This window comes from Mucilaginibacter sp. P4_D1 (assembly GCF_056401935.1).
Map to the genome: position 1 here is coordinate 42,177 of NZ_JBFUIJ010000006.1, position 25,272 is coordinate 67,448.

Annotated in this window: 18 protein-coding genes; all 18 read right to left on the reverse strand. The window is 43.9% G+C overall.

Features of this window, described 5'->3' with window-relative positions:
• Entirely contained in the window at positions 1 to 1,467 is a 1,467-nt protein-coding gene (locus AC1DV1_RS08030) for an eCIS core domain-containing protein (RefSeq protein WP_477357330.1), read from the reverse strand.
• Positions 1,468 to 1,541: 74 nt separating this feature from the next.
• Positions 1,542 to 2,984 (reverse strand): ATP-binding protein, encoded by a 1,443-nt coding sequence (locus AC1DV1_RS08035; protein ID WP_477357332.1) that lies wholly within the window; start codon positions 2,982 to 2,984, stop codon positions 1,542 to 1,544.
• Positions 2,985 to 2,993: 9 nt separating this feature from the next.
• Positions 2,994 to 4,412: a contractile injection system tape measure protein gene (locus AC1DV1_RS08040; protein WP_477357334.1), complete on the reverse strand. Its 1,419-nt coding sequence runs from the start codon at positions 4,410 to 4,412 to the stop codon at positions 2,994 to 2,996.
• On the reverse strand, positions 4,409 to 7,906 hold the full coding sequence (locus AC1DV1_RS08045; RefSeq protein WP_477357336.1) for a hypothetical protein: 3,498 nt from the start codon (positions 7,904 to 7,906) through the stop codon (positions 4,409 to 4,411). The genes AC1DV1_RS08040 and AC1DV1_RS08045 overlap by 4 nt, the downstream gene beginning before the upstream one ends.
• 41 nt (positions 7,907 to 7,947) lie before the next feature.
• A complete protein-coding gene (locus AC1DV1_RS08050) occupies positions 7,948 to 12,498 on the reverse strand; it encodes an antitoxin (RefSeq protein ID WP_477357339.1) in 4,551 nt (1,516 codons plus the stop codon).
• 73 nt (positions 12,499 to 12,571) lie between these two features.
• Positions 12,572 to 12,988: a GPW/gp25 family protein gene (locus AC1DV1_RS08055; protein ID WP_477357341.1), complete on the reverse strand. Its 417-nt coding sequence runs from the start codon at positions 12,986 to 12,988 to the stop codon at positions 12,572 to 12,574.
• A 19-nt stretch (positions 12,989 to 13,007) separates the two neighbouring features.
• Positions 13,008 to 13,301, reverse strand: coding sequence for a PAAR domain-containing protein (locus tag AC1DV1_RS08060; protein WP_477357343.1), 294 nt, complete (start codon positions 13,299 to 13,301; stop codon positions 13,008 to 13,010).
• 24 nt (positions 13,302 to 13,325) lie between these two features.
• Positions 13,326 to 14,960 (reverse strand): type VI secretion system tip protein VgrG, encoded by a 1,635-nt coding sequence (gene vgrG, locus AC1DV1_RS08065; protein ID WP_477357345.1) that lies wholly within the window; start codon positions 14,958 to 14,960, stop codon positions 13,326 to 13,328.
• Positions 14,961 to 14,985: 25 nt separating this feature from the next.
• Positions 14,986 to 15,669, reverse strand: a complete 684-nt coding sequence (locus AC1DV1_RS08070; RefSeq protein WP_477357347.1) for a CIS tube protein — start codon at positions 15,667 to 15,669, stop codon at positions 14,986 to 14,988.
• Positions 15,669 to 15,827, reverse strand: coding sequence for a DUF5908 family protein (locus AC1DV1_RS08075; RefSeq protein ID WP_477357350.1), 159 nt, complete (start codon positions 15,825 to 15,827; stop codon positions 15,669 to 15,671). Before AC1DV1_RS08075 ends, AC1DV1_RS08070 begins: the two co-directional genes overlap by 1 nt.
• A gap of 6 nt (positions 15,828 to 15,833) precedes the next feature.
• Positions 15,834 to 16,301, reverse strand: a complete 468-nt coding sequence (locus AC1DV1_RS08080; protein WP_147056196.1) for a phage tail protein — start codon at positions 16,299 to 16,301, stop codon at positions 15,834 to 15,836.
• A 1-nt stretch (position 16,302) separates the two neighbouring features.
• A complete protein-coding gene (locus AC1DV1_RS08085; RefSeq protein WP_477357352.1) occupies positions 16,303 to 16,740 on the reverse strand; it encodes a phage tail protein in 438 nt (145 codons plus the stop codon).
• Between the two features lie 170 nt (positions 16,741 to 16,910).
• Positions 16,911 to 18,350: a phage tail sheath family protein gene (locus AC1DV1_RS08090; protein ID WP_477357354.1), complete on the reverse strand. Its 1,440-nt coding sequence runs from the start codon at positions 18,348 to 18,350 to the stop codon at positions 16,911 to 16,913.
• A 24-nt stretch (positions 18,351 to 18,374) separates the two neighbouring features.
• Positions 18,375 to 19,559 (reverse strand): hypothetical protein, encoded by a 1,185-nt coding sequence (locus AC1DV1_RS08095; protein ID WP_477357356.1) that lies wholly within the window; start codon positions 19,557 to 19,559, stop codon positions 18,375 to 18,377.
• 8 nt (positions 19,560 to 19,567) lie between these two features.
• Entirely contained in the window at positions 19,568 to 20,182 is a 615-nt protein-coding gene (locus tag AC1DV1_RS08100) for a Pvc16 family protein (protein WP_477357358.1), read from the reverse strand.
• A 1,653-nt stretch (positions 20,183 to 21,835) separates the two neighbouring features.
• The gene (locus AC1DV1_RS08105) at positions 21,836 to 23,296 is read right to left on the reverse strand and encodes a glycoside hydrolase family 30 protein (RefSeq protein ID WP_477357360.1); all 1,461 of its coding nucleotides are present in this window, start codon (positions 23,294 to 23,296) and stop codon (positions 21,836 to 21,838) included.
• 209 nt (positions 23,297 to 23,505) lie between these two features.
• Positions 23,506 to 24,354 carry a glycoside hydrolase family 16 protein gene (locus tag AC1DV1_RS08110; RefSeq protein ID WP_477357362.1) on the reverse strand — a complete coding sequence of 283 codons (849 nt, stop codon included), beginning with the start codon at positions 24,352 to 24,354 and terminating at the stop codon, positions 23,506 to 23,508.
• A gap of 59 nt (positions 24,355 to 24,413) precedes the next feature.
• Complete coding sequence (locus AC1DV1_RS08115) at positions 24,414 to 25,256, reverse strand: PKD domain-containing protein (protein ID WP_477357364.1); 843 nt, start codon at positions 25,254 to 25,256, stop codon at positions 24,414 to 24,416.
• Positions 25,257 to 25,272 lie beyond the last annotated feature (16 nt).

A 25,272-nucleotide genomic window follows, 5' to 3' on the forward strand; every position in this document is an offset into this window, starting at 1 on the left:
TTAAAATGGGAATTGATCTTTTTTTGACCTTGAGCTTCGGGGAAATGTAGGCACAACAGTTGTATTGCCCTGATCTTTTTCCAGCCCATGTATTTTTGCTATGATAGCTTTCTGATCCTCGTCTGAAAAATTTTCGGAGTTTTTTTCTCCGATAATAAACGCGCTGTCTTTACCCAGTCCCGTTTCGGAATGCGAGCCTCCGATATATTCGTGCCTTGCTTCATGAGCTATGGCCCTGCCAAGCGCCGGGCCCAGCATATCTAAAGGGTTCCAGCTTGTTGTTCCTTTTTTGGATGTTACGGTAGCCGGCCATTTAGCAATGTCGGTTCCGTTACCAGGGAGTTTGACCATTTGATCGGCCAAAAGCGAATCAATGTTTTCTAAAAACGATTTCACCACTTCGCGCATGTCAACGGCACCTGCCATTTGTGGTATGGCAAATGAATTTGCACCTTCTTTGATTATATGTTTTGACTGGCCGCCCCGTCCTATCAATTCGGGCGATCGCGCTTCGCGGGATTGGCTGGCCGCTTTGCCAACGGGTACTTTTTGAGTGGTGAGCCAATCGTCAATTTGTTTTTGCTGCAGTGCAAAAGCATTGTCGAGATACGCGCCCACATCTTCCTGAATTACCGAAACGATTGATTCCGAAAAGTCGAATTGTTCGGGAAGTTGATCGGAGCTCAAAATTTTAATGCTAAAAGGTTTTTCGCCTGCCGTTTTTCCAACAAAAGCAAACACCCTGTTCAATTCATTTTCGGCACCCGTTCTGACTGCAGCGGGCAAGCTTCTCCATACGTCATTTTGAACTACATATAAAGTTCTGTTCAGCCCGGTTTGTTTAGGTGGCGCCGTGGGCGTGTTGTTGGTAGTTGCCTGGGAGTTTGTTTTAGCGGGCTTGCGTTTAATAGCTGTGCCTTGTTGCAAAGTATGTGTTAGCTCATGAGCCAGCAAGTGTTTGCCCTCAGGAGTTTCCGGCCTGTATTGGCCATCATTAAAGTATATGTTATTGCCTACGGTAAATGCTTTGGCATTCAGGGTCTGGCTTAACTGGGCCGGTTCGGCTCCGTTGTGTATTTTCACATCGTTGAAACCAGTGCCAAAACGGCTTTCCATAAAACTTTTCGTGCTGCTGTCCATTGATTTACCGCCGTCATGGGTGGCTTGAATACCGTTTGCAACGGCAGGGCTGGCAACCACACCGCCACCATCGCCTTTTGCTTGGATAAAAGGAGTTATTTGGCCAGATAACGGCTTGCGTTTGATATCTTCATCATCCATATCATCGGTCTGACGCTGAACCAACGGTCTTTCGGGCGTGCGCATTATTTTATCGGCCATATCATCTGCCTCATGCTCCATTGGGTCGTTTGTTTCGCCAACTGTAAGCTTACGCTGTATATTTACCGCACCGGAAGATGCGATTGCCCGGTTGCCGCCTGATGACCTGTGTCTGTACCGTTTCATCGTTTAGTCGTTTTCTGTTCTTATTAAAAAATCAGGGGTATTCTTCCATATTGAAATTCAACTTCTGCATTGTCTCAAATAGTTTTTCCCTCTTTTTTGAATTCTTTTTTTATTCCCTGCAAAATGTCGTCGACTGCAATTATTTTATCGCCCCTGTTTAAAGCCATCAACGACGAGTAATGAACAACATTCATGATGGAACCGCCCGAAAGTTCATGCTGCCGTGCTATTTGTTCCAAATGATTTTCATCGGGCGGTGTGCATACCTTACTAAAGGCGTTTTTCCAGATCATGTGCCTTTCCCGGCTTTGCGGTTTCTGAAAATGAATAATTGAATTTAAGCGGCGCGTAAAAGCTTCGTCTACGTTGTTGCGCATATTGCTGGCCAATATCACCAGGCCCGGATAATCCTCCAGTCGTTGTAAAAGGTAGGCTACTTCCTGGTTGGCGTATTTGTCGTTCGAGTCGGATATCGAGGTTCGTTTACTAAACAGCGAATCGGCCTCATCAAAAAATAATATCCAGTTTTTATTCTCGGCTTTTTTAAAAACCTTCTCCAGGTTTTTCTCGGTTTCACCAATGTATTTCGATACCACCATGGATAGATCAATCCTGTACACATCCAAACCAAATAACTTCCCTAAAAGCATAGCAGTTAGCGTTTTGCCTGTACCTGGCGAACCATGAAACAACGCTTTGTAGCCTGGTTTCAACTTTTTATTCATCCCCCATTCGGTTTGCAGGATTGATCCATATTGAAGCCAGATGCGTATCTCGTCCAACTGCTGCATCGTGTACTCATCAACCACCAGGTCGCTCCATTCCATCCCTGTTGTCAATCTTTTTGCCGGAAAATCGGGGCTAAACTGGGGCTTACGCAAGTTACCCGAGGTAAAAAAATCAACATATTCGTCGGTAACGGTTATGGTGCTACTGTAAAAAGGTTCGGAACTGCTGCCCTGATCCAGTTGCAATATATTGTGGGCCAGCAAAACGTGATCAGTCTCAAACAAACGGCTCAGTTTAAAACGATGCGCCAGGTCATTCCCTGCCAATAAAAACATGGCTGTTTCAATGGTAGGTATAAAGCCGCTGTGGCGGCTGCCTTTTACGCCGCCAAATTCGGTATAACCACGCCCGAGCGCTTTGTTTACCGAAAAAAAGGGATCCAGAAAATTGGGTTGCACATACGGAATAAGTGCCAGTATCAGCAACAGCCTTTCGTCGGTATTTAATTTATAGTAGTTTACAAAATCGGCATAAACGGAGTGGTCGTTGGTAAGATCAGGAACCGGGGCATCAGCTAAAATATAGCCCGCACCGGCAATGGGGTCTTGCGAACTTTCGCCCGCTTTGTCGCGCGGAAAAAAATCCTGGAGACTTTTGTTCACCAGATTTGCAAACCAGGTAATTTCGCGCGTGAGCGTGTCGGCGTTACGGTTAAGAATGCTTACTTCGGGCTTTGCCTGTTCGGCTTCAGCGGGTGTTGGCTCAATATTTTTTTTTGTCTTCGCCATATCATTATATTACCATTCAACAAAAATCAAATCGCGGGTCCATACTAAACTTATGGTCGAAAAGCCCCAGGGTATACTGTCCAGCAGTACATCAAGCGTTTTTCTTTCTACCTGTAAAAGCCAGCCATTTTCCTTTCGGGTCAGCAATCCGTCGCGTTTTATAAAACTTTCGCGCAGGCCATCAGTACTCGTGTTTTTGAGTACGTTCCAATGGGTTATTACCGCTTTTAAAAGTGATTCCGATTCGGCTATCTCTTCATCAGTTAAAATTACATCAAGGGGTACGGGCATATCTGCCGGCAAACCGCATAGTATTTTTTCGAATACAAGAGCGTATTCCGGCACTTTCTTTTGCCCGGTCGCCAGAAATTTCAACAGGTGCACCGCCCTGAATGCCGATTCTGTGCTCTTCCATTCCTTGCCGTCGAGCAAATTTAATTGAGTAAAAAATGGCTTAAAAAAAGGAGCAAGCAATACAATGCCTGCGTATTTAACTGAATATTTTTGAACATCATCTGCCGCGGCTCCGGTCGAAGAGGATGCTATTACAGGATCGTCTTGTGTAGGCCGTTTAGCTTCTGCCAAAACTCCGATCTCGGGCTGGCTAATGCCGGTAATAACGGATAGCTCGGCTGTGGCCTCATCTGCAAGGGCCTGATTTGCCTTAAAAACTTCGTCTATGTGCGATTGAAATACCTGCTGCAAAACATTAATACTGCTACTGTAGGCAAATATTGCCGGTGCATTTTTGATGATGATAGCATTTATATCGCTAAATTCTTTTTGTATATCTGTACCGGCAAAATCAACCTTGGAACTGCCGGGAGCAGTTATCTTACTTACAATTTGTGTTACCCAGTTTAAAAATACCTCCTGAGCCTTTTTAAGTTCAGCCGATAAACTTATAATTACTTCTTTTGATGATGCATTAAATTGCCAGGCCAGCCTTTTCCAGATGTTTTCGTTTGATTTTACATGTGCAAAAAAGCTTTTTAGCACTTCGGCGTGATTAAGGGCCACGTTGCGGAATATTTCGTCGAGGTTGATGCCACCTTCGTCTGCAAACCAGGGCAGGGAGCCGTTGGACAGGAAATACAAAAGCATTTCGGTATCCGATAGTAATCGCGAAATCTGCCTGCTTTGCGGGGGAATGGCTGCCAGCTGTTTGGCCAATTCGGCCCGCAGTTTCTGGCGAAACACGGTTCTGAAATCAGTTCCGAATGTATGCCGGCTGAAAGATCCCATGTCCAGTTCTATCCTGTCAATTTTTATCGATTCATCCTCTCCCACACTTTCAGAACATACTTCGTCAATAATCTGTGCGATCTCCTGCTGAACCGTTTGCGCAAAATTTTGACGCAGGTTTAGCGATAGCTCTTCATCAGAACATACTACCTCAAATTGCAGCCGGTTAACTACATGTGTCATTTATCAGCATTTACATTAGGCACATTTTCGTGCGTGCAGTCGTCGGCACAAACGCCGCAGGGCACCAATGAGTTAAGTACATCAACCAACGGGTTTACCACATCGTATTCGGGCACTTCTGTTTGTGCCATCTCAACCAGCCAGGCGGCGTAAGCTTTTTCAAAACGCTGCATTTCTTCAATACCTATCCACATCACGCGTGTAATAACATGCGCGGGCGATTCGGATATGATGGTTTTTTCGACCAGGTTCCTGAACGATGGATTGCGGAGGCGCTTTGGCCAGCAAGGCAAAACAACGGTAGTATGGAATGAATACGGATCGGTTGAGGCATCGCAGGGATAGGAATTGCAATACAGGTAAAGCCGGTAGCCAAAATACTCCATCAATACAGCAATCTCCTTTTCAATATCAAAGGTATCGGTGGTATCGGTGCTTTTGTTGAACAGGTAAAGGCTTTGTGCCAAAACCACCCCGTTTGCACCATTGATGATAAACCCATATTTGGCCGGGTTTCCATTATCGGCAACTATCTGATAATTTATCCGTTCTGAACCAAATTCATTCAAATCCTTGATGCGCTGAACCATATCTTCGTATTTCCTGAATTTCAGCAGCATCGGGTTGGTGCCGTCCAGGTAAACTTTCTGATAAAGTATAGATCTGGCAGGCAGGTCTTCGCCCGGCTGTGTAACATTGTCCTCAGTGGCCGACCTTATATATTGCAATACCCATGGCATACTATCGTAACATTTTGCGGCAGGGACCCGGGTTATTTTTTTGATGTAAGGCGGCTCGGTAATTTGTTCATCATCGCTTGCGTTTAAATCGCAGCTATTGAGGCAAATATCCAAAAGACTAACTGCCTGGTCGCTTCCGGTTTCATCAACTACCTCATCTAATTTAGGGCGCAGCAAAATATGCTCAATCATGTGCATCCCTTCGTTGGCGTTAATGTGCTTCATTAACTTCTCCAGTTTGGTAAAGGCCTCGTCGCGGTCGCTTTTTTTCGAAAACATTTCGCTGGTGCCCAGCAGTACTGCGGTTGCAGGGTCGGTACTGTCATACAATTCGAACCAGAATTTACCTACCAACCCGGCAGATCTGCGGCTGCGTGTTTTTACCTCGTCGCTGAATTTAAAGTAGGCACGGTCATCGGCATGCTCCAAAATATCTTCCATCAACAATTCGGTACAGCAGCCCTGCATTACTTCAACACTTGTAAAAATCACGGTTTCATTTTCCAGCGGATCGATTATTTTAATAACATTTAATGGCACTCCCGTTTTTGTTAGTTTTTGTTTAGGCGACGACGAAGGATCGTCCTGCACCAACAGCGCTTCGCTCATCAGGAATGAAGGAACAAGCGAGCGGCGTTTTACATTTTCGAAACCCAAAAGCCGCCCTATGCGGCGCTCGGCGCCCGATACATTGCCCGAATCCCAGGTATTAGGGAGTGCATAATTATATGCCTGGGCCCTATCGCTGCTGATGCGTTCATACTCTCCTTGTTTGAGTATGCGGGTTTTATCGCCAATTAACCTTGCATCTGCATTTTTCGGATCCATCCATTTCATCAGGGCCTCATAGTCGGTCAGGTCTTCGCTAAAACGGGCCAGCATATGATCAAGGAAACCGTTGCGCCGGTTGCGGAATAAATCGTGGTTTTCGGTAAGGCCTTTAATCACTTTTTCAAAATCCTTTACTACCAAGTCGAAGTTTTGAGGGCCGTGGTTGTTTTTATCAATCAGCAACTGGTTTAAATTCTCAATTTCGGTAAGCGCGGTAGTAAAATAGGTGTGCCGTGGTTCGTCATCAAACCTAAACAGCTCGCGCAGGTGGTTTAGTTGCACCAGGTAATCTTTTAATACCTGTTCAAAAAAAAGCAGGTAGCCGCCAAGTTGCAGCGCCTGTGCCGTGCGACCAGAATCGGCGTTGGCCGGAAGACCGCCACGCTCGCTGACACCGTAAGTAACCGGCAACGAGTAAGTAACCGGGTAATAGTCTTCAAGGTTCACGTATTCGCCGTTAGGTACAGCAAAATCCAGTTCGGCGCCTATCAGTTTATATTTACGTTCAACGGCTTTCATATTGGTAAAAAGCCGAAGCATTTTATCGGGTTTGCGGTCGCTGTTGCTACCTGCGTAGTAGGTAATAAACTGGCGTTCTTTGCAAAACAATACCTGGGATTTGGCAGGTTGGATACGTGCAATTTTACGTTCGCTTTGCAGGTTATCAGCCCAGGCATCAAAATACAGATTGCCGGATGTATCGGTATCGGCCGCGCCGGTAAATGGCAGGTGCAGATAAGTAATTCCCTTAATGCCCGGAATATTGGCGATATCGGATATTAATTCAGATAACATAATATTGCGGAACAAGTCTGTTTTCTCCAAATCCGTCGAATCAATAAATCCGTGTTCCAATGCAGGCCCCTCAAATATTTCATCCACCTCGTAATTTTTGTCCAGCATTTGCTGTATGGTGTGAAAAGGCACCGAGGGCGTAAAATATTTATAAATGGTAAAAAACATCTGCGCCAAAACCAGGTCCGGGTCGGCATTTTCTTCCAGCACTATTGAGGCTCCTATCCCAAAATCTTCGTATTCCACCGCGTCGATGCTTAAAAAGTCTTCGCACAAGTTGCGGTTTGCAGCCAGTTTGTCAATAACCAATTGCCGTACCTCTTCGCGTTTGCCGGCATCAATAACATCCTCCTCATATTCAACCATTACATTGTACAAGCCTTCCATTTCCAAAATTTCGGGACGTACAAACGTTGGATTTTTTGCATCGGCTATTTCCTCCAACAAAATGTTTCTTTCGTCGGTTAACCGGGCTATTTCGGCTGTTAATTTATCTAAAGCTATATAGTCCGTATCAGGCGGCGGCGGCAAGGCATTCAGCGCGGCGGTTTTTTTATCCAAATTTGCCTGTAGTTTAGTCAAGATAGCTTCCAGCTGTGTTAGTTTTGCCTCGCGTGCGGTTTTTGCGGCTGGAACGGTTACCTGGTTAAGGCCCAGTTTCCCGTAGCAAACCTCCTCTTCCTTGTCTTCACAGTCGCAATCATAATTCACCCTTTTTTCAAAACTGTTATAGTCAATCCAAATAGGCACCTCGTAATCTTTGCTCATAGTAAGCCATGCATTGCGCACACCTTCAATATCAATGATTAGTTTACGATAATCATTAATTGTAAGCGCGCTGTTGTGCAAAATATGCTTGGCGGTATAAAAAATCTCTTTCCAGGTATTGTTGGTCAATTGCTCCGGAGCCAGCAGGTCTTTAATATCAAAGTCAGTCCGATATGATAGGTCGGTTATAGCGTAGCATACAGCTTCCAAAATGGTGATACCCGGATCCGAATAGTTATAGTTTGTCCAGATATCGCTGCCCAATTGTTCAATCAGTTTAATCCCCTGTGAACGCAATGCCTGGTAATCTTCGGCAGGAAGAAGCGGATTTGCCTTTATTAATGAAACTGGAGTAAGCATAGGAATAGATTTTATATAGATGATTACGGATCGATTGGTTATTATTTTAACTTGTTACTATTTGAAGATTGATCATCTGCCGGAGGCAACGCTTTAGTGTCTGACGCCGGATCAATTTGCTCCGGGCCCGAAGATTTACCCTTAACCACGTTTTTAATAAAATCTTCTGCTTTCTTAACCGCCGCCTTGCCCTTTTCGGCAATGTTTTTGGTTTGGGCACCCAAGGCCTTATCAAAATTTTCAATGGTTTCTTCTACCACATTGTGTTTTTCTACTGCAACAGCGGCTTCCTGCGGAGCAAGCTCTTTTATTTCACCGGCGTTACGCTTATTCTCCAGGTCGGTTGCTGCCGGTTTTACCTCTTTAGTTGCAGGGGCCGCTGCCGCCTCCTCAGGTGCAGCAAATGGCGCTGGTGCCGGTGCGGGCGTTTGTTCGACTGGGGTTTCAACAACAACCGGAGTTGGAAAATGAACTGGCAGCGGTACTGCTTTTTGCAGCTTTTCGCAAACGGTTAATTCCTTCGGGGCTTCATAAAGCAGGATAATATGTTTTGGCGCAGATACCAGCAGCGACCTCTGGGTTGACGGCTCTGCAATTACATCGCCGATAAAATAACCCTGATTTTTCAAAAATGCTTCAATATCGTTACAACCCGATACCTGGTTTAAGGCAGTCACAAAGTTTTCTGCGGTAACCGTGGTTGTATCCGGCGTTTCGGGTACGCAGCATTCGTCGCGGCAAACGCCCATTAAAAAGTCGGTGATAAAATCAACGTAGCTGCGTTGTTGTATAAAGTTGATTATAGACGACGCGTATATTTTTTTGCCAAAATCAGCTTCAATTTCAGCATTAAATGCCCAGGGCGTAAGGTATTGAACAATTTCTTCGTTCAGCTTTTGCAGATGATATCCCTTGTCTATCCCGCTTAAAAATTTCACCCTGAAAAACACAATCACCTGCTCATAAACCGGATTTTTAGCATGCACCGTTACAAATGGTGAAGTTAAGGGGGTTAAATAGTTTACTATCTCGATGAGGGTTAACCGGCTTGTTTTAGGCTGAAGCGGGTTTTCGGCGTTATTGTTCTTAAGATTAGGAACAGGCACAATTAAAACGTTGCCGGATGATTTAACCGGTCCGCAGCATTTGGGGCTTGTCAGCAGGTTAGTATCCCGCGTTTCCAATAAAGATGGAGGATCCGGGCACAGGCATCCGGGGTCGACGTTAGTGATACATTTCACTTTAAACACTTCAGGAAACTGTTCCAACACCAGGCGCTCATAATCCCATGGGGTAACTGCACGCCTTTTGTGCCTTAGCCTTTCGCTTACGCGGGTATAATATTCTTTTCCTTCCTCTTTGTGTTTACCATCAAACGAGGCGTACGGCTGTGTTACACCCTTTACCTGCGAAACTGCAACTGATAATTTACTGATACTGCCGGCAGGCAGTGCATTATTATAATGCGAAGGACTGTTCGCCTGGTCATAAAAAACAACTTCGGTAGCCTGTGCAATTATATCGATCAGTTCCGGAATGCGATCCGACTCGCTGGTTACACTTGCACAAAACCAGTACAAGCCATTAGTAACTATCGTATGGCTGTCGTTGGCATCAGCAGGAACGCTCAGCTTGACAATACCGGTGGTCTGGAAGCCATAGGTACTGTCGGATATCAGGCACTCGGCCTCAAGCGGCCGCCATTCGTTATATATCAGGTACGACCAATTGATGATTGGTGGGTCGTCATCTTCATTTATAGCGCTTCCCGGTGCAAATTCAAAAAGTAAGGAGAGCGTTTGCAGCGGTTGTAATTTTTCCACACCGATAAATAGCAACCCTTCTTCCTGTACGGTGTCGGAATATTGGTTATTGCCACCTTTAATTATCCTGTTTAAACCACTGGCGTCATATATTAATCTGTCGAGTGTCTCGTCGCCTGAATATTTGGCCGATTTAATGAGTAGCTCTGTATGTATCTTTGAACCCTTACGCGACACAACGTCTTTGTAAACCGCTGTGGGGTTTAAAAAGGTAAACTGTGGCAAAAGGATGTTTTTTGCGTCGACCATCAACGGTTTTTGCTGCAATATCAATTGTTTGTTTACAGTTTCGGTACCTGGAGGGGTAATATAAGTTTCAACAGTGCCAAATGGATAAATATGAAAAAACTGGTCGATTTTAGGGTCGAGCGCGGTTAATACCGATTGGTAGCTCAGCGAGAGCCCCTGTATCTGGAATTTAGGCGCATCCCGTATTAATGATTGAATATCATCATCAAAGTTGGCCTGGTTATCAATCCTGATAAAATTTTTATAGGCACTTATATCATAACCGGTATAATATTCAATTGGCGAACGGTTAAGGCTTATCGGAAAATGATAAGCGGTGCTTGCCGCCTCGTTAATTACTCCAGTAAATTCAACAACCTGGCCGGCGTCTGATTGGTTAGCCACGTTTAATATATTAAACGTGAGGCTATAGGTCGAGAAATCGCCACCCCTATAATCAATTAATTGTTTCCAATTATTTCGGGCGAGTACACTCACATTATATGGAAATGAGTAATCGGAATCCTTCTCCTCGGGAATAGACTTGGTTATATTTACTGACAGCTGCCCCAGCGGCTTATTAAACACTTCATCGCTTTCAATATAAAACGACATGCCCTGGTAAGGTACTTTAGTAAACGGATCAAACGGTTTACCAGGCGTTACCAGGCCGGTATCGGTTTGAATGTTAACCTTCTTTAAGCCATCATTATTAATATCCTGGCTCTTATTTTTTATGTCATTAATGGACCCCACCTGCACAGCTATCGACAGGCTGTCAACCTTTAGGCCGTGGAAAAAGCTTGCCGGGAAACCAAGCCCCGACCCCATTAAAATCTGCATAACAGGATAGGCCGTTTGGTAGTTGCCGGTGTGCGTTTTGGCATTAAACGGCACAATACCTTGTTCGGATATCGGCATAAAAATGTACAATACACCCGTTACTGGTTTGCCGTTAGTATCCTCTTCCTGGGCAAGGAAAAAGCCGCTTTCTGAAAGGAAGCCATTGGTTGGATCGGGAGCAGGAAATAAACCGAAGTCCATTACCTGTTTAATAGCTTCAGCCTCTTTCTTGTCCATTTGCCGGCTGATGTTTAGCCAACTCTTTTCGCCGGTTAATACTACCTGCAAATTAAGGCTCTTCAACATGTTCGCATTCACCGGGAATTTGGAAAAATCAAACGGCATGCTGCATTTTATAAGCCGCGTACCTCCCTGCAATACCAACTGGGGCGATGCGACGGCGAAACCTATTTCGGTATTATTTGGCGGGGTTAGCGCGGCCTGCTTTTGGCTGATATATTCGCAAATATTTTTGGGGGCAGTTCGCATAACGCCTCCCGACCCGAAGGTTGGCCATTTTGAATTTGGAATGGTGAATTTTGCACCTTCACCATCCATTGAATTTGCTACCGGATTGGCATAAACTGCGGCAACTGTTTTGTTGGCTTCATCGGCAGTAACAGGTGTTTTTTGTATGAATATATTTTTAAGCTCCCTTACATTGGCCTGGTTAATAACAAAATCGGCTTCTGTCTGGTAAACCTGGTCTACGCCGGATGCATCTTTTCCTGCAGATAACGATGTGCCCTGTGGCAAATCATATTCGGCAACGTTTTGGGCCAATTGAAATATTACAAATACTTTATCGGGCACTGCTGCTTTTGGGGCAAGGCGCAATACATCACGGTAATAAAAATCGAGCATGCGGCCGGTGAGTCCGTTCATCTGCTCCTGCGCAAGGGCAAATAATTGCAGAAATGCAATATACAGCGCCATATAAGGCTGGTGCGAAGGATATTTCGTAATGGCAAAAGTAAGGTAGCCTGGTGCGTCATCAACAATGTTACTGATAACACTAAAAAATGCCTGGAAAATATCATCAACATATGGCACCGCATTTAATATCCGGGCTTCGGGTGTCGTGCCCAGGTAAATATCAAACTCGGGGTTAACAGCAGCATTTAAACCCCACTCCTCCTTATTTTGCAGTTTTGAAAAATCAATATTTAAAACCGTTTTTGAATCAACTACTATAAAGCCTTCCTCGTAAGCAATTAATTTTTTTAGCTGTGCACTCAACGATGATTTAACTGCCAGGTCAATATCGGTGTGTAAGGGATTTTGAGGAATGGCAGCAGTATACCATTGGTCAATTTGCGCGGCAATGGTTACTATTTGGTTAAGCAAATCGGTATATAACTCGGCCGAAGGGTCAAGCAATATCCGTTCGCTGATGCTTTCGTAATCGTTCTTGATTTTATCAAGATTGACAGATGCAACCGATGCTGCAATTACAGCCATATCTCTTTTAAAAAATTCAGCCCAGCTAACTTTTGCTGCCGGCGTAGTGTCATTTACCTCATCGCCGGGCATATCATAAAACCTGATCTGATCGGCATAAGCCGCGGCAAATGATAGCAAATCCTCAAAGCTCCTGCCATCAATCGACACATAGGATGGGTCGAGGGCTTCGAGATAACGCTCCAACCGGCCCGAACCCTTCAGTATTATTTCGGTATGGCAATTACAGTTTTCCATTTTTAAGAGTATTTTGATGTCCTGGCTTTAAGGGCCATTGGTGTAAAAAATCTATTTTATTGGCAGATAGGTATTATGTAGCAATATTGGTGGCCTCGTTAATATAAAATGGATACACATAGTTATACCGCGTATTGGTTGTTATAATGCTATACTGCACATTGATGTTCAATACGCCATTTACCTCGTCGGGCGTTGCTATAACACTTTCCACGATGATCCTTGGTTCGTTGTAAACCAGTGCATCGTTTACTATTTTTTGTATCATGGCGATGGTGGGTACATTCATAACATCGAAAACGTGGGGTTGCAAATTGCATCCAAAATTGGGCAGCATCACCCGCTCGCCATTTATGGTTGATATTATGATCTGGATGCTGCTTTGCACGTCAGCTTCATTAGTCAGCATATCTACGGTTGCCGTTTCCCTGCGAAATGTTAGCGGAAAGCTCCACCCTGTTCCTAAAAAAGTTTGGTTTGTAATAGCCATTTTTCAATTTTTTTTTTAATCAACCCCCAATTAGTACGGTGGGGCAACCTAAAACTATGGTGCCGCCGTGCGCCGTTGAATCGCCCAGTCGCGCGGCCGGCGTACCGCCTATAAGCACTGTTGATGATCCCATTATAATACTGTCGGGCGGCCCGGTACATGTGCACATGCTGCCAACCGTTGCGGCCGGCGTACCGCCAATTAATACGGTGGGCGCACCGGGCGGCAGTATCGGCCCACCTACATGGGGCACACCGCCGGGATTTACCATGGGGCAAACATGATTGTCAGAAACGCGGGCAGCTGGTGGCATATTGATATTGTTTATTGTTAAACTTTAATTAATCATTACGGTAGTACCTTTGATGATAACATTGCCGGTACCTGCTTGTATGGTAATGCCGCTCGGGTCCATTTTAATACTATTTTGATTTTCATCAGTCATTGCAAAAGCGCCCGAAGAATCATTAAGGATGATGGATTTTTGCCCCGTTGGCGTGGTTACCGACAGTGTAAGCCGGCTATTGGTATCGTCGAAGATGAGCTTTATGCCCTGTTTGCTTACAAAGCCATATTGCTCGGCGCCGCTATCTACCGGTAAGGGCGATTTTTTTGAGCTGCTGCTGTGCAGGTATCCCAGTATAACAGGCTCACGCGGATCGTCGTTTAAAAAACCCAGGATCACTTCGTCAGTAGCCTGCGGACGAAAATAAGTTCCGCGATTGGCACCTGCATCAAGCGTGGCCACCCTGGCCCAAATGCCGTCGCTGCCCGAAGTAATGGTTGGCACCTGTACCTTCACGCGGTATTGGCTTTGATCGGTGTCGTTAACATCCAGCACGGTGCCGATAAGCAAGCCATTAACTCCGGGTAATAATCCGGAGGTAGGCTTGTTCATCACATCTTCTTTTTTATAAAACCAGTCTTCACTCCAGCCAAACTGAACGTCGGTTGACCAAAAGCCGTCAAAAACGTGCATAATGCCGCTTACAAACACGTTGCCGTTAAAACGGTCGCCAACACCGGCAAGGGTTATCATGGTGCCTGGTTTTACCTTGGCATTTCCCTGGATGCGCACACGGCCAACATTTTTAGAAAGATGGTTCCTCATCTCGTACGAATCGGACCAGTTTTGCAACTGCGGCTGGGTTAAATGTCCCGGGTGGTTCAGTTGCACCTGAGCGTTCAACACCGTAGCAAGGTCAGAAACCTGAATATTGCCATTGTCGCCGAATGAAGTGCTACCAGGGCCTGATTTTTCAAGCTGTTGCTGTGTATAATCCCATGAAATACTCGAAACTGAAGAAAACTGGCGACGAGCGTCCATTTCGGCCTCAAACTCAAAAATACTTTGCCCATAAGTTGCGGTTAATACCGGCGGGCCGCTTGTGGTTGGTTTTTTAACAACCAGCTTGCCATCGTCGGCAAGTACCAGCATGCCATTGGCTTCGGCGCGGGTTAGTATAAAATCCCAGTTGGTGGCGTCAAACTGTACCAGTTGGGGTTGGGTTACTCCGGTGTCGTCAATATCGGTATCCAGGTTGCCGGCCAGCGTGGTGATTACATCACTGTCTTTTTGATTAATGTAGTACGCGCTGTTTCGGTTTGCCGTTAGTGTTATTGCCTTATCCTTTGCTTCAATGGTAAGCAACGAAGCGCCGTTTTGCTTTGCCTTAATAGCATGTTTTACAATAATCCCCTTAAATACAGTGTCGGTTTGCCCGTGATAGCCTAATTGTATTTCCACCGTATTGCCCGGCTTGTAGGTATCGTCATCGCTAAGCGGGAAGTCGGCATCAGAGGCCGATCCATCCAAAAACACAATTTTAGCGTATGAAACTTTATTAAAAGTTTTATTTACCAAAATCCGCGAAAGCAAAACACTGGTGCTCAATGCAGTCCCGTTTATAAGAACCTTTTGGGTAACCAAATCTGTTGCATGTGCAGCACCCGGTGGTAAACTATCTAACATAACTTAGCTGATTAAATTGGGGTTTTTATTTGTTTGAAATCGGCGGAAAAATGAGCGAACTGCCTGCCGTGAGCTTCCTGAAATTTTTAAGCTTGTTAACCTTTGCTACCTGCAAATAATAGCTTTGATCTTTATATATCCGGTAGGTTAACAAAGGCAGCAGGTCCCACTGCTTTACCTGTACGGTATGCGTAAGATCGGGCGACGACAGCATGCTTAATATGCCGCCCAATGCCTGTGGCGTCCGTTCGGTAAAGGTGGCGCTTATTTTTGCCCGTATTGGCAAACCGAACATATCAAACATGGTATAAGTAACCGTTGATGATTTTAAAGAACAATTGCAGATAAACAACCCATACTGAATCAGTAAGTAATTAGGTTTATGAATTAAGCCATTAACAGTGGTTGTAGCCGCCCGGAAGAGAAGCACCTGCGCTGTAACCGGAATTTTTACACCGTTGGTATTTACCCCGGTTCCGTCAAGAGTCAGGTCAATGGTAAAGGTGCGGGGTTGTATGCCAATAAAAGTTGGGTCGGTGCCTGCCTGGCCTACCGGCTTCTTTTCATTCCAGTCAATGGTTTCATTAATGGCTATGTTTTCAGGATTAAACATGGCCAAAAAGGGCACGCCTAAACTGGGTATACCATTCTCATCGGTCGATATTATCTTAAGGTTAAAGGGCAACATTGCCGCGCTTTGCGTATCCATCAGCGTTCGTTTTTTTCTTTAATTATTTCAAGTATTTTTTCAATTGCTTCGTATTCCGAGCTATTGTTATTTGCCGCCGGCGCCGGCTGACCTCCCTGGCCTACCGGCGCTGTATCAACTATCGTCCGGATGATTACTTCGTTTATCTGTACAGGCATAGCTTTTTACATTTTTCGTTCAAAATATTGATAAGCGAGCTCTATCGTTTCCACAACAACAGAGTTATCTGTAGCTTTGAAATCGGAAGTAGACCACTTTAGCGGATACGCTTGTACCACGTTCCAGACGGCATAGGGCTGGCCTGCTTCGTCCATCAGTGTTATCAGCATATCAGCCGGTTTAAAGTCATAAACAACTACTGTAAAATAGGTATTCATGGCAGAGTGAAACCAATCAAGCAATTTGGTGCCTTTTAACAATCCTCTTTTTAAAACCAGGTTTGGATACTTGGCCCGTTTTGGGAATTTGTAAACAAACCTGTTCTCGCCTCCTTCGCGCAACTCCTCCACTTCAACTTCGACTGTCAAACCGCTAACTTCCTGGAAACGTTGTTCGGTATCGCTATCGGCACCGCTTACCCCAACAAATTCCACTTTAAAGTAAAAGCCACCCGGTGGATAATAGGTTGCCATTTTAAATTGCTGCTACTACTATTCCTTCGTGCACTATTTCAATCGATTCGATTGCTATCTCGTTACCGGTTGCTTTTAAACCGGGGCCTTCAATTTTTACCGGCCATGCCTGTGTTACACTCCAAACAAAAACCGGGTTGTTTTCGTCGTTCAACATGGTAATTGTCAGGTCGCGACGATCAACGCCAGGATTACCACTGTTGTTGAGCCAGTTATAAAAATTGTTATCTTTTTCAATGTATCCTTTTTTCAAAGTGATATTGCTTGCTTTTTTAAGGCCCGGTCTTTTAAGCGGCAAGGTGGTGTATGACATTAAGCCATCACGGTAATCTATTGCCTGTACCTCTTGCGTAAGCCCGCTTACTTCTGAAAAACCGATAGGTGCTCCGCCCCCCAATGAAACACTGAAATGGAAGACTGGAATTGGGTAATTTGCCATTTTATATTGTTGTTGATGTTTTTATAATACAGTTAAATACTTGTTTTTTGCGATTAGTGCTAAGTCAATAGTACTAAGTCGTAAGTCTAAAGTTGATTTTTTTCATTTTTTGGCTTAGAACTTAAGGCTTTAGGCTAAAGACTATTCGTCAATCTATCGTTGACACGACATTAAGATGTTTGCAGCATTTGTTCGAAACGAAGCACTACAAACTCGGCAGGCCGCGCTACAGCCATTCCAATTTCAATAATCATTCGTCCTTCAAGGATATCAAGCGATGTCATGGTGCTGCCCAAACCTACGTTTACAAAATAGGCCTGGTCGGGTTTAGCTCCGGCAAGTGCACCATCGCGCCATTTTAAAAACAGGTAATTTGATATCATTGCCTGTACCTTAACCCAGGTTGTTGAAGTATTAGGTTCGAATACAAATGATGCAGTGGAATTTTTAATAGACTGTTCAACAGTTATAAAAAAGCGGCGAACGTTAATATATTTCCATTCATTATCGTTTCCGTCCAGGGTGCGGGCGCCCATAACCAATGTGCCAAAATTAGGTGAGTTCAAAATCGCGTTAACCGATTTTCCACTTTGATCGTTTATGTTCAGCAGGTCCTGTTCGCCGCGCGTTACCGATATTACGGCCTTGTTTACCGCGTTTAAAGAAATATTTGCGGGCGCTTTCCAAACACCCCTGGTTGCATCTACATTGCAATAAACACCTGCTATTGCTGCCGAAGGAGGCAGTGTAATAAAATAGCCCTGGTATTGAGCAAGAATAGCGTTGTATAATAACGAAACGGTAGTTTTAAGTGATCCAAGCGCTACACCGGCGTTGGGGCTTGCAGGGTTTGGCACTGCTCCGTTAACGGTGTAAGTGGTTATGGTAAGTGCATCAAAATTAAAATTATGATTATAAGATGTTTGCAGGAATGGATAATACACTGCTCCGTATGAACTTTCGGGTTGCCCGGCTGGTAAAGGAGTAATGGTAGCGCTGGTATCCGAGGCTACCGAACTTGTACTTTTAGGTACAGTTGTTATCGCGGTATCAATAATGGCAAACCTATCGCCCAGGGTTGATGCCTGTAAAAGCATAGCCTGGTTAAAGGTGTTGGGCGTAGCCGATGATATAGCCTCGGGGCACAATAAAATGGTAGGCCCTTCTGTTGTGCCCAAAGTTGTAAGGCCCGCTTCCAGATCGGTCTCCGAAATGCTTCCACTGTATTTCCCGACTGAAACGATATAGCAGCGTGTACCTCCGTTTGCAAAATAAAGTTTTACCGCATGGTACAAAATATGCTTGCTCATGCCCGAGTTAGCAAACGTCAGTTTAGCGGTGTAACCAGTTGTTTTGCCTCCTGATTGCTGCTCGTCAACCGCTATTGCCAGGTTTGATGCGCTTTCAACATCCGCCCCCCCAAAAAGTTGAATATAATCGGCCATGCTGTTGATGGGCGTGGGCACCCCGGCCAGATCGTCTGTTGCCAGGTTAGTAGCTATCTGTGTATAGCCTATAAAAGCGGGTACAGCAGATTCTACTTCTGCAATTGAAGGTGGTAAGGTGGATATTTCTTCTACATATACACCTGGAGATCTGTAATTTGCCATTTTTATTGTTTTTTAAAGTGTTTTTTAAAGTGATATAAATATGTCTGAATAAATAGCTGGAGGGCTGCTTGCATTGATGACGCCTGTTGACGGGTACGCCAGGTTTGATTTTATCTCGGTTTTGTTGGTTGTAATGTGTTTGTATAGTGTAAAAACGAGCGGGGCACCGGTGGCGCTTGACGAGAGGATATACTTTTCCTGCAGTGGAATATTAGCCAGCGATACAAACACAAAACTCAGATCGGTATTTGAAGCCAGCTTGAATTTGATACTAGCATCATTACAGGTAATACTGAGCTGATTGATATAGTCTGTTTTTTGTGCTGGAGTTAACTTAGCCATCTCCAGGTAAATAGGACTGGTAGTTTGCAGTTGAATATTGTAACGCCAAAAGGTTGGCCGGTTTTTAAACAAAACAGTATAGTTGGGCCGTGCGGGCAGTAACGATTGGTCGGCTTCAATTATCCTATAATTGGCAGCTAATGTTGCAGCGAGGATAAGTTCGATAATGCCGAACACAGGCTGACTGGCCATAGTACCCAAAAAATAAAATGAATCGGTAAGCACATTGCTGATCAGTAACTGGCAGCGACCCGACGGCAATGCTGAAAGGTTAAACGATAACATTGAGTTTGTACCTTGCACAATAACCGATGTGGCATTAACGGTTACGCCCGTTAAAAGGTGTTTAACTACTGCCTGGGCAGTTGTTACAACGCCAGCAAAACTGTACTTATAATTGGCATCCGCTTTTTTTACCTGGTCGTTGTTTCCATCAACGCCAAGTTTATTTTTTGATAAATGCAGATTGGTACGCAAGGCAGCATTATCAACTACCTGGTTGCTGAAATAATAGATATTGCCGGCCGTCAGTTGCGTTGGCAGCAAATCAAAATTTACCGCGTTACGATTATTCAGCAGCATAAAAAAAGTAAGTTTATCTGCATTGGTAACCCTGTTTTTCAAAAGGGGATTATCTGAAAGATTGGTACCCTGGGTACGTGCCATGATGGTAAAACCACCGGTGGTATCAGTATTTTTAAATACCATATTTTTTGCTTTCAAAAAAGTAAGGCATTCATCAGTTGGCACTATGGTGAAATCCAATTTGGGGGCAGTGGTGTACGCCGCGCAAATGCCGTTTCTATAAAACTGTTGCATTACCGACAAGGTGAGCAGTTGCGAATATTTTACTGTTAGCGTTGCCATAATTTTAATTAGTTTTCAACAAAATCAAGTTCACTAACCGAAGTAACCACATCATTGCCCTTGGTTTCAAACGCGGTAAGGAGCTTAACCCGGTAAACCGCACTTGGCATATATTTTGAACTTAACATGCCCCAAAGGTTATTTTGCTGCTCAAACGTCAGGCTAACCAATTTGAAACTCAGCCTGTCTATCAGTTGCCAGGGTTTATTAACGGCATCGGTTACCGAGGCGTTAAGAGAAGGGTAACCCTGGCTGTCAAACACGGAATGTGATTGAAAAAAGCCAATAACATCCGATAGATCACGCAATGCGGTTGGGTAGTCGGAATTATTTGCAACAAACAGCAGAAACAAATCAATTTCAACCGGAGGATTAAGCCTTAAATACTTTTTATCGGGTGTTGGTAAATAGTAGGCTTGCTTACCTTCCCTTCGTTCCTCCTCAATATTCACCAGCATAATAGTAACATGCGTAGAATCTGTAATATTGATATTACCATTAGGTAAAACAATGGGTTTCAAATCAACCACGTTGCCTGTTTTATAGCTGCCGGGGTCATTCTCCCGGTTAACCATGTAGGCTTCAAGTTCGCTTTGTATAAATTGAAGTGCGGTACGGATCATATAATAAGGCAGATAAAGGTTTTTTATTAGTTCAGGAGCTTTTTAATATTTGCACAATAGTATTTTATTACTTATTACAATAAGCATTCAATATCTATTAGTTAACAAATATTTAATCTTTAGAATAATTGGGGCGAGATATCGGGAACGTACGGATCAGGGGCCGTGTTATTTTCCGAAAACCTATGAGGGTAAAATTATCTGCTAATGCACTGTATAACAATAGGGTTTGTACGTGTTCAGGAACGTATTTTTACGCAAGCTATACGGTGGAAAACCGAATCAAATAAAAAATAAAATTAGAAATTACGCTTTTTTTAATTTAAAAGAAATAATAATCAAAAGTCATTAATTAATTATATTTATTAGATAATAGACATTCCCCACAACATTTCGGGAAAATTCTGCCAGGTAAAATTATTTTAATTTTCGTAGAAGATTCAGTGTTGCAAAGCCTCCGATTCATTCAGAAGTTTTTGATTTGTAGTATCAGCAGAGATCGAACCAGCAACAAAAGGACTTTCACTCCTCTACTGTACCAGTTTAAAATGTGTTTTAAGAAGGAAAGCACAAGGCCATACGAAAATTATTTTATCTTGCTAATTATGAAGCCTTACCTATTCCCGGAAACAGTTAGCATCAAAAAAGTACTGCTATATCATCTTTACATTCTGATAATAGCTTTATCCCCGATATTGATATCGATGTTGGCCGGTTTTATAGGCTACTGTTTGGGTTGTCAAATCAACGAAGCAGGAACCGACGATTGCGTGAGGGCGGGAATTGCCTTTGGAAAAATATTTAATCCTATTGGATCTCTTTTCTGGCTATCTATAATTACTATACCATTTGGGGGGATAGCAACCATAGTGTTGATTATAATTGCTGTTCATGACACCGTATATCATCATAGAAGATAATCAGGGAAGTATTTATTACGCTCGTCCTTGTACCTGATTGCTATAAGCGCGGAGGGTTTCGTAATTCGTCCATTCACTTCATCTAAACACATAATGAAACAAGTTTTCAGAATCCCGTAAAAATGCGGTTGAGATTTCTCCAAAAAAAAGCCTCTTAGAATTAACTAAGAAGCTTTTGAATTGTGGTGGCTACTGTACAAATCTCGAACTATTTCCTGTCTGATTTGCGTTAATCGCCGATTTGGATTTATAAATTGTCGGTTACGCCGCTATAAATATTTCTTCCATATTACCGGCTGTAATGGCATTGGCAATATGGCTCAAAAGAGGCAGAGACTACAGTATGTTATGAACAGCTAAAAATCTGATTGTCAATTTCGGTAAGTATTTACATGTTCCAAAAGGTTAACACCGCCATTGATACGATTAGTTCAGAAAGAAATCCGGCAGGGCCTGTTGAGTTTGGCAGTTTGCTCCTGTATCACCAATGGCCCGAATTAATCGCTGATAGATATTGCCAACTTTACTAATCCCATTCTTTGCATATAAGTAATATCTATAGATCTGAGCATGGCATTATTATAGGTTTGCTGCCCCACGTAAATTTCCCCCACGCGGGTTAGCACACATAGCAGGCCGATGCACTGCGTGAGGGCAACAATAAGGGGGGGGGGGGAGACAGTATTAAAAAACTATAGCATCCAACTTTTGCTTTTTATGTTGAGTTAACAGGTTACTGCCAAATATAGGTGGCCACGGCTCCGGCTTTTAACGATGTGTTAATCATTTTTGATTTATAACTAATATTAAAAGGCTGGTCGGCAGTTCCGGCATTTAAAGCAACCAGCACTTTGGTGCCATCGGTATTTTTAAAAGCTACGGTTAGTACATTGCTTACCAAATCGGATGCTATCCTTACTGCGCCGGGCCTTACAAATTTTGATGCATGTGCAATAATATAGTAGGATACGTTACGGGATACGCTGGTGCCAACGGTAATTGCACCTAAACATGAAGTGCATCCGCCTACGGTATGCGGGTTTTGGTTAGGGTCTGAAGCCAGGTTCCACTCGATAACATTACGGCTCCAGTTACGGGTAGCACCAATGATAAGGTTGCTTACATGGTAAGCTAAATCGCTGCCAAAGTTGCCGCCGGCAAAGGTTGCCTGTTCTGTAAAGTAGATGTTTTTTGCAGGGTATTGGTCATGCACGGTGCCAAGTGCGTTGATGAACCCGCCGTAAAGGTGAAATGCCGCGCCGTCAACAAAATCGGCCGCTGCTTTATCTGCAAAAATATCTGTAGCATACTCCGGGTGATCGGCGTTGTGGTCATAAACTATTATTTTGGTTGCAATTCCGGCTGTTTTAAATGCAGGCCCTAAATTGTTTTTTACAAACTTACCCTCATCTGCCGATAGCATTAACATGCTGGGGTTATTATAGGCGTTAAGCGGCTCGTTTTGCGGAGTAATAGCATCAATGGTTATGCCCTCGGCCTTCATCGCCTGAATGTATTTTACAAAGTATTTGGCATAGGTATCAAAATATTCGGGTTTTAAGCTGCCGCCATAAAAGCTATTATTATCTTTCATCCATGCGGGGGCGCTCCAGGGGCACGAAAGTATTTTTATATCGGGGTTTATGGCTAATATCCTTTTAAGTATTGGCAAAAGATCCACCTTTTCTTTATCAAGGTTAAAATTAGTAAGGGCTACGTCTCCGCTTACATCGTCATAACTAAAAGGTGCCGCGCTAAGGTCAGATGCGCCAAGCGTTATACGCAAATAACTTATACCTATATTGGTTCCATCGGTTTTAAACAGTTCATTCAACAGCGCAGTTTTATTGGCCTCGCTTAACGAGTTGATAAGCGAAGCACTGCCCCCGGTAAGTGCAAAACCAAATCCATCAATAGGCTGGTACACTTTTGAATCATCTACGTTAATGGTAGGGTTGGTACTGGTGTTGGTATTAAACACCAGCGAGATATTTTGCTGCTTAAACAAAACCGCCTGATCTGCCGTGGTAAGCCACATGTTTACATCGGTAGTAACAGGAGTTACGGGATCAACCGGCTTAGTTGGTGTGGTTGGTGTATCATTGCCGCCGGTTGATGATTTGCTGCAGCTATATTGAGTTACAGCCAAACCAATGGCTAAAATACCAAGCAGGTATCGCGAATGTTTTTTCATATTTTTAGAATACTTAGCGCAAATTATAGGAAAAAGGGATTCAAAACCGGTTTAACGCCGATGCAAAACCACAGATAATATTTATCGTTTTTTTTAGTGTTAAGTCAGTAGTATTAAGTCGTAAGTCTAAAGTTGAATTTTCTCTTTTTCGACTTAGAACTTTAGACTTTGGGCTAAAGACGATCCGTCAATTTATCGTTGACACGACACTAATTTGTTGTAGTCATTTTGTAAAAACGCACGTAATCTACCTGCATCGAAACGGGGAAAATACTATCGTCGACCCCTTGTACACCGCCCCAGTTACCGCCAATGGCAAGGTTTAGTAATACGTGAAAAGGTTTATCAAAAGGCCAGCCTGCAGATCCTTTGCCATCATTGGTATAAGTAAATACCAGCTGATCATCGTAATAACCTTTTACAGATGTTGGTGTCCAATCGGCACGGTACAAATGATACTCGGTAAAGGCAGTAGGGATTTCTAAAGTACTTGTTTTTGCATTGCCGCCGTTATATAGCTGGTTGTGTACACTAAAATGAACCTTGTTCGGATCGTAGCCCACATGTTCCATAATATCTATTTCGCCGGAGTTTGGCCACGCGCCGTAAGCATAATCGTTTGGCAACATCCATATTGCAGGCCAGGTGCCTCTGCCGGCAGGCAGTTTGGCTTTCACCTCTACGCGGCCGTAAAGCATATCGCTGCCATTTTTTGAAACCATCCTTGATGAGGTATAATTCATTCCGTTCAGGCTTTCTTTTTTGGCGGTAATTGTTAGTACGCCATCTTTAATAACCGCATTGTTGGTGGTGTTTGTATAATACTCCAGTTCGTTATTACCCCAGCCGCTTCCGCCAACATCGTAGGTCCATTTTGCAGGGTCGGGTGCACCGTTGGTATCAAATTCATCAGCCCAKGTGGCGGCACTTTCAAAGCCGTATGTTTTAACAGGCTGTTCTATTTGTTTAAAGGGCTCCATCGTCGAACTGCTCTTTTTTGAGCACGATGGTGCAGCTAAAACGAGCAAGGGATATATAGCAAATATTAGCTTTTTCATGTTTTGATAAGAGTAAGAACAAGGCTGCATGAGCTCATGCAACCTTGTTCTGTTATAAATTATTGAACCCCGCGAAGTGTTACCTTGGTAAACTCGATGCCGGTTAAGCCAAGGTTATTACCTCCGCTTTTAATAAGTAAATACATTTTACCTGTTGCGGCAGCAGTAACAACATTACCACTCCCGGCGCATTGTATGGCAGATAGTTTACCATTAAATGGTGTTTTACCACACCCCGTCCAGGTGTTTATAGCAAGGCGTGCACCACCATCGCTGTAATCTGATCCGTTAACAGGTTGTTTTGTGCCAAAGTAAACTTCAAACCAGGTGTCAGATGCGCCGCTGCCATCAACGTTCATATCTATTTGATATCTGCGCCCGGCAACAACGTTTATTGCCTGCCAAATGCCGGCATGACCATAGCCACCGCCTTTTGCAACCATTTTGCCATTATCTATAGCAAAGGTAACACCGTTTGATATGGTTATATGGTTCCAGAAAGCATCATCGCTTGCAGCCATATTCGATCCCAGCACCAGGTTTCCGGCAGATGGATCAGAGGTGGCTACGCTAATATCCTGGGAAGCGGTTTTTGTTTCGCCGCCTTTACCTATTGCAGTAAGGGTAACGGTGTATTTGCCCGCATCGGGGAAGAAAACAGTGTCGGTAGGTTTGCTTATTGCAGCGCCATCGCCCAAGTCCCATTTTACAGCTAATACGCCTTTCGTATCGGCATTTAATACGTAATAGTTTGCTTTGCCGCTTACCGGCGTTACGGTGAATGCAGCTTTAAGGTCGGTAGAGGTTAAGCCATTACCATCATATTTTTCTGGCCTGCAGCCTTCGTACATTCCAATAGCAAGTACCCCCAGGGCACAGGCTTTAATAATGTTTAATTTCATAATTATTTCAATAAAT

Excerpts from the sequence above, each read along its gene's own strand:
- AC1DV1_RS08030 (WP_477357330.1), bottom strand. The coding sequence starts at position 1,467 with ATGAAACGGTACAGACACAGGTCATCAGGCGGCAACCGGGCAATCGCA.
- AC1DV1_RS08035 (WP_477357332.1), bottom strand. The coding sequence starts at position 2,984 with ATGGCGAAGACAAAAAAAAATATTGAGCCAACACCCGCTGAAGCCGAA.
- AC1DV1_RS08040 (WP_477357334.1), bottom strand. The coding sequence starts at position 4,412 with ATGACACATGTAGTTAACCGGCTGCAATTTGAGGTAGTATGTTCTGAT.
- AC1DV1_RS08045 (WP_477357336.1), bottom strand. The coding sequence starts at position 7,906 with ATGCTTACTCCAGTTTCATTAATAAAGGCAAATCCGCTTCTTCCTGCC.
- AC1DV1_RS08050 (WP_477357339.1), bottom strand. The coding sequence starts at position 12,498 with ATGGAAAACTGTAATTGCCATACCGAAATAATACTGAAGGGTTCGGGC.
- AC1DV1_RS08055 (WP_477357341.1), bottom strand. The coding sequence starts at position 12,988 with ATGGCTATTACAAACCAAACTTTTTTAGGAACAGGGTGGAGCTTTCCG.
- AC1DV1_RS08060 (WP_477357343.1), bottom strand. The coding sequence starts at position 13,301 with ATGCCACCAGCTGCCCGCGTTTCTGACAATCATGTTTGCCCCATGGTA.
- vgrG (WP_477357345.1), bottom strand. The coding sequence starts at position 14,960 with ATGTTAGATAGTTTACCACCGGGTGCTGCACATGCAACAGATTTGGTT.
- AC1DV1_RS08070 (WP_477357347.1), bottom strand. The coding sequence starts at position 15,669 with ATGGATACGCAAAGCGCGGCAATGTTGCCCTTTAACCTTAAGATAATA.
- AC1DV1_RS08075 (WP_477357350.1), bottom strand. The coding sequence starts at position 15,827 with ATGCCTGTACAGATAAACGAAGTAATCATCCGGACGATAGTTGATACA.
- AC1DV1_RS08080 (WP_147056196.1), bottom strand. The coding sequence starts at position 16,301 with ATGGCAACCTATTATCCACCGGGTGGCTTTTACTTTAAAGTGGAATTT.
- AC1DV1_RS08085 (WP_477357352.1), bottom strand. The coding sequence starts at position 16,740 with ATGGCAAATTACCCAATTCCAGTCTTCCATTTCAGTGTTTCATTGGGG.
- AC1DV1_RS08090 (WP_477357354.1), bottom strand. The coding sequence starts at position 18,350 with ATGGCAAATTACAGATCTCCAGGTGTATATGTAGAAGAAATATCCACC.
- AC1DV1_RS08095 (WP_477357356.1), bottom strand. The coding sequence starts at position 19,559 with ATGGCAACGCTAACAGTAAAATATTCGCAACTGCTCACCTTGTCGGTA.
- AC1DV1_RS08100 (WP_477357358.1), bottom strand. The coding sequence starts at position 20,182 with ATGATCCGTACCGCACTTCAATTTATACAAAGCGAACTTGAAGCCTAC.
- AC1DV1_RS08105 (WP_477357360.1), bottom strand. The coding sequence starts at position 23,296 with ATGAAAAAACATTCGCGATACCTGCTTGGTATTTTAGCCATTGGTTTG.
- AC1DV1_RS08115 (WP_477357364.1), bottom strand. The coding sequence starts at position 25,256 with ATGAAATTAAACATTATTAAAGCCTGTGCCCTGGGGGTACTTGCTATT.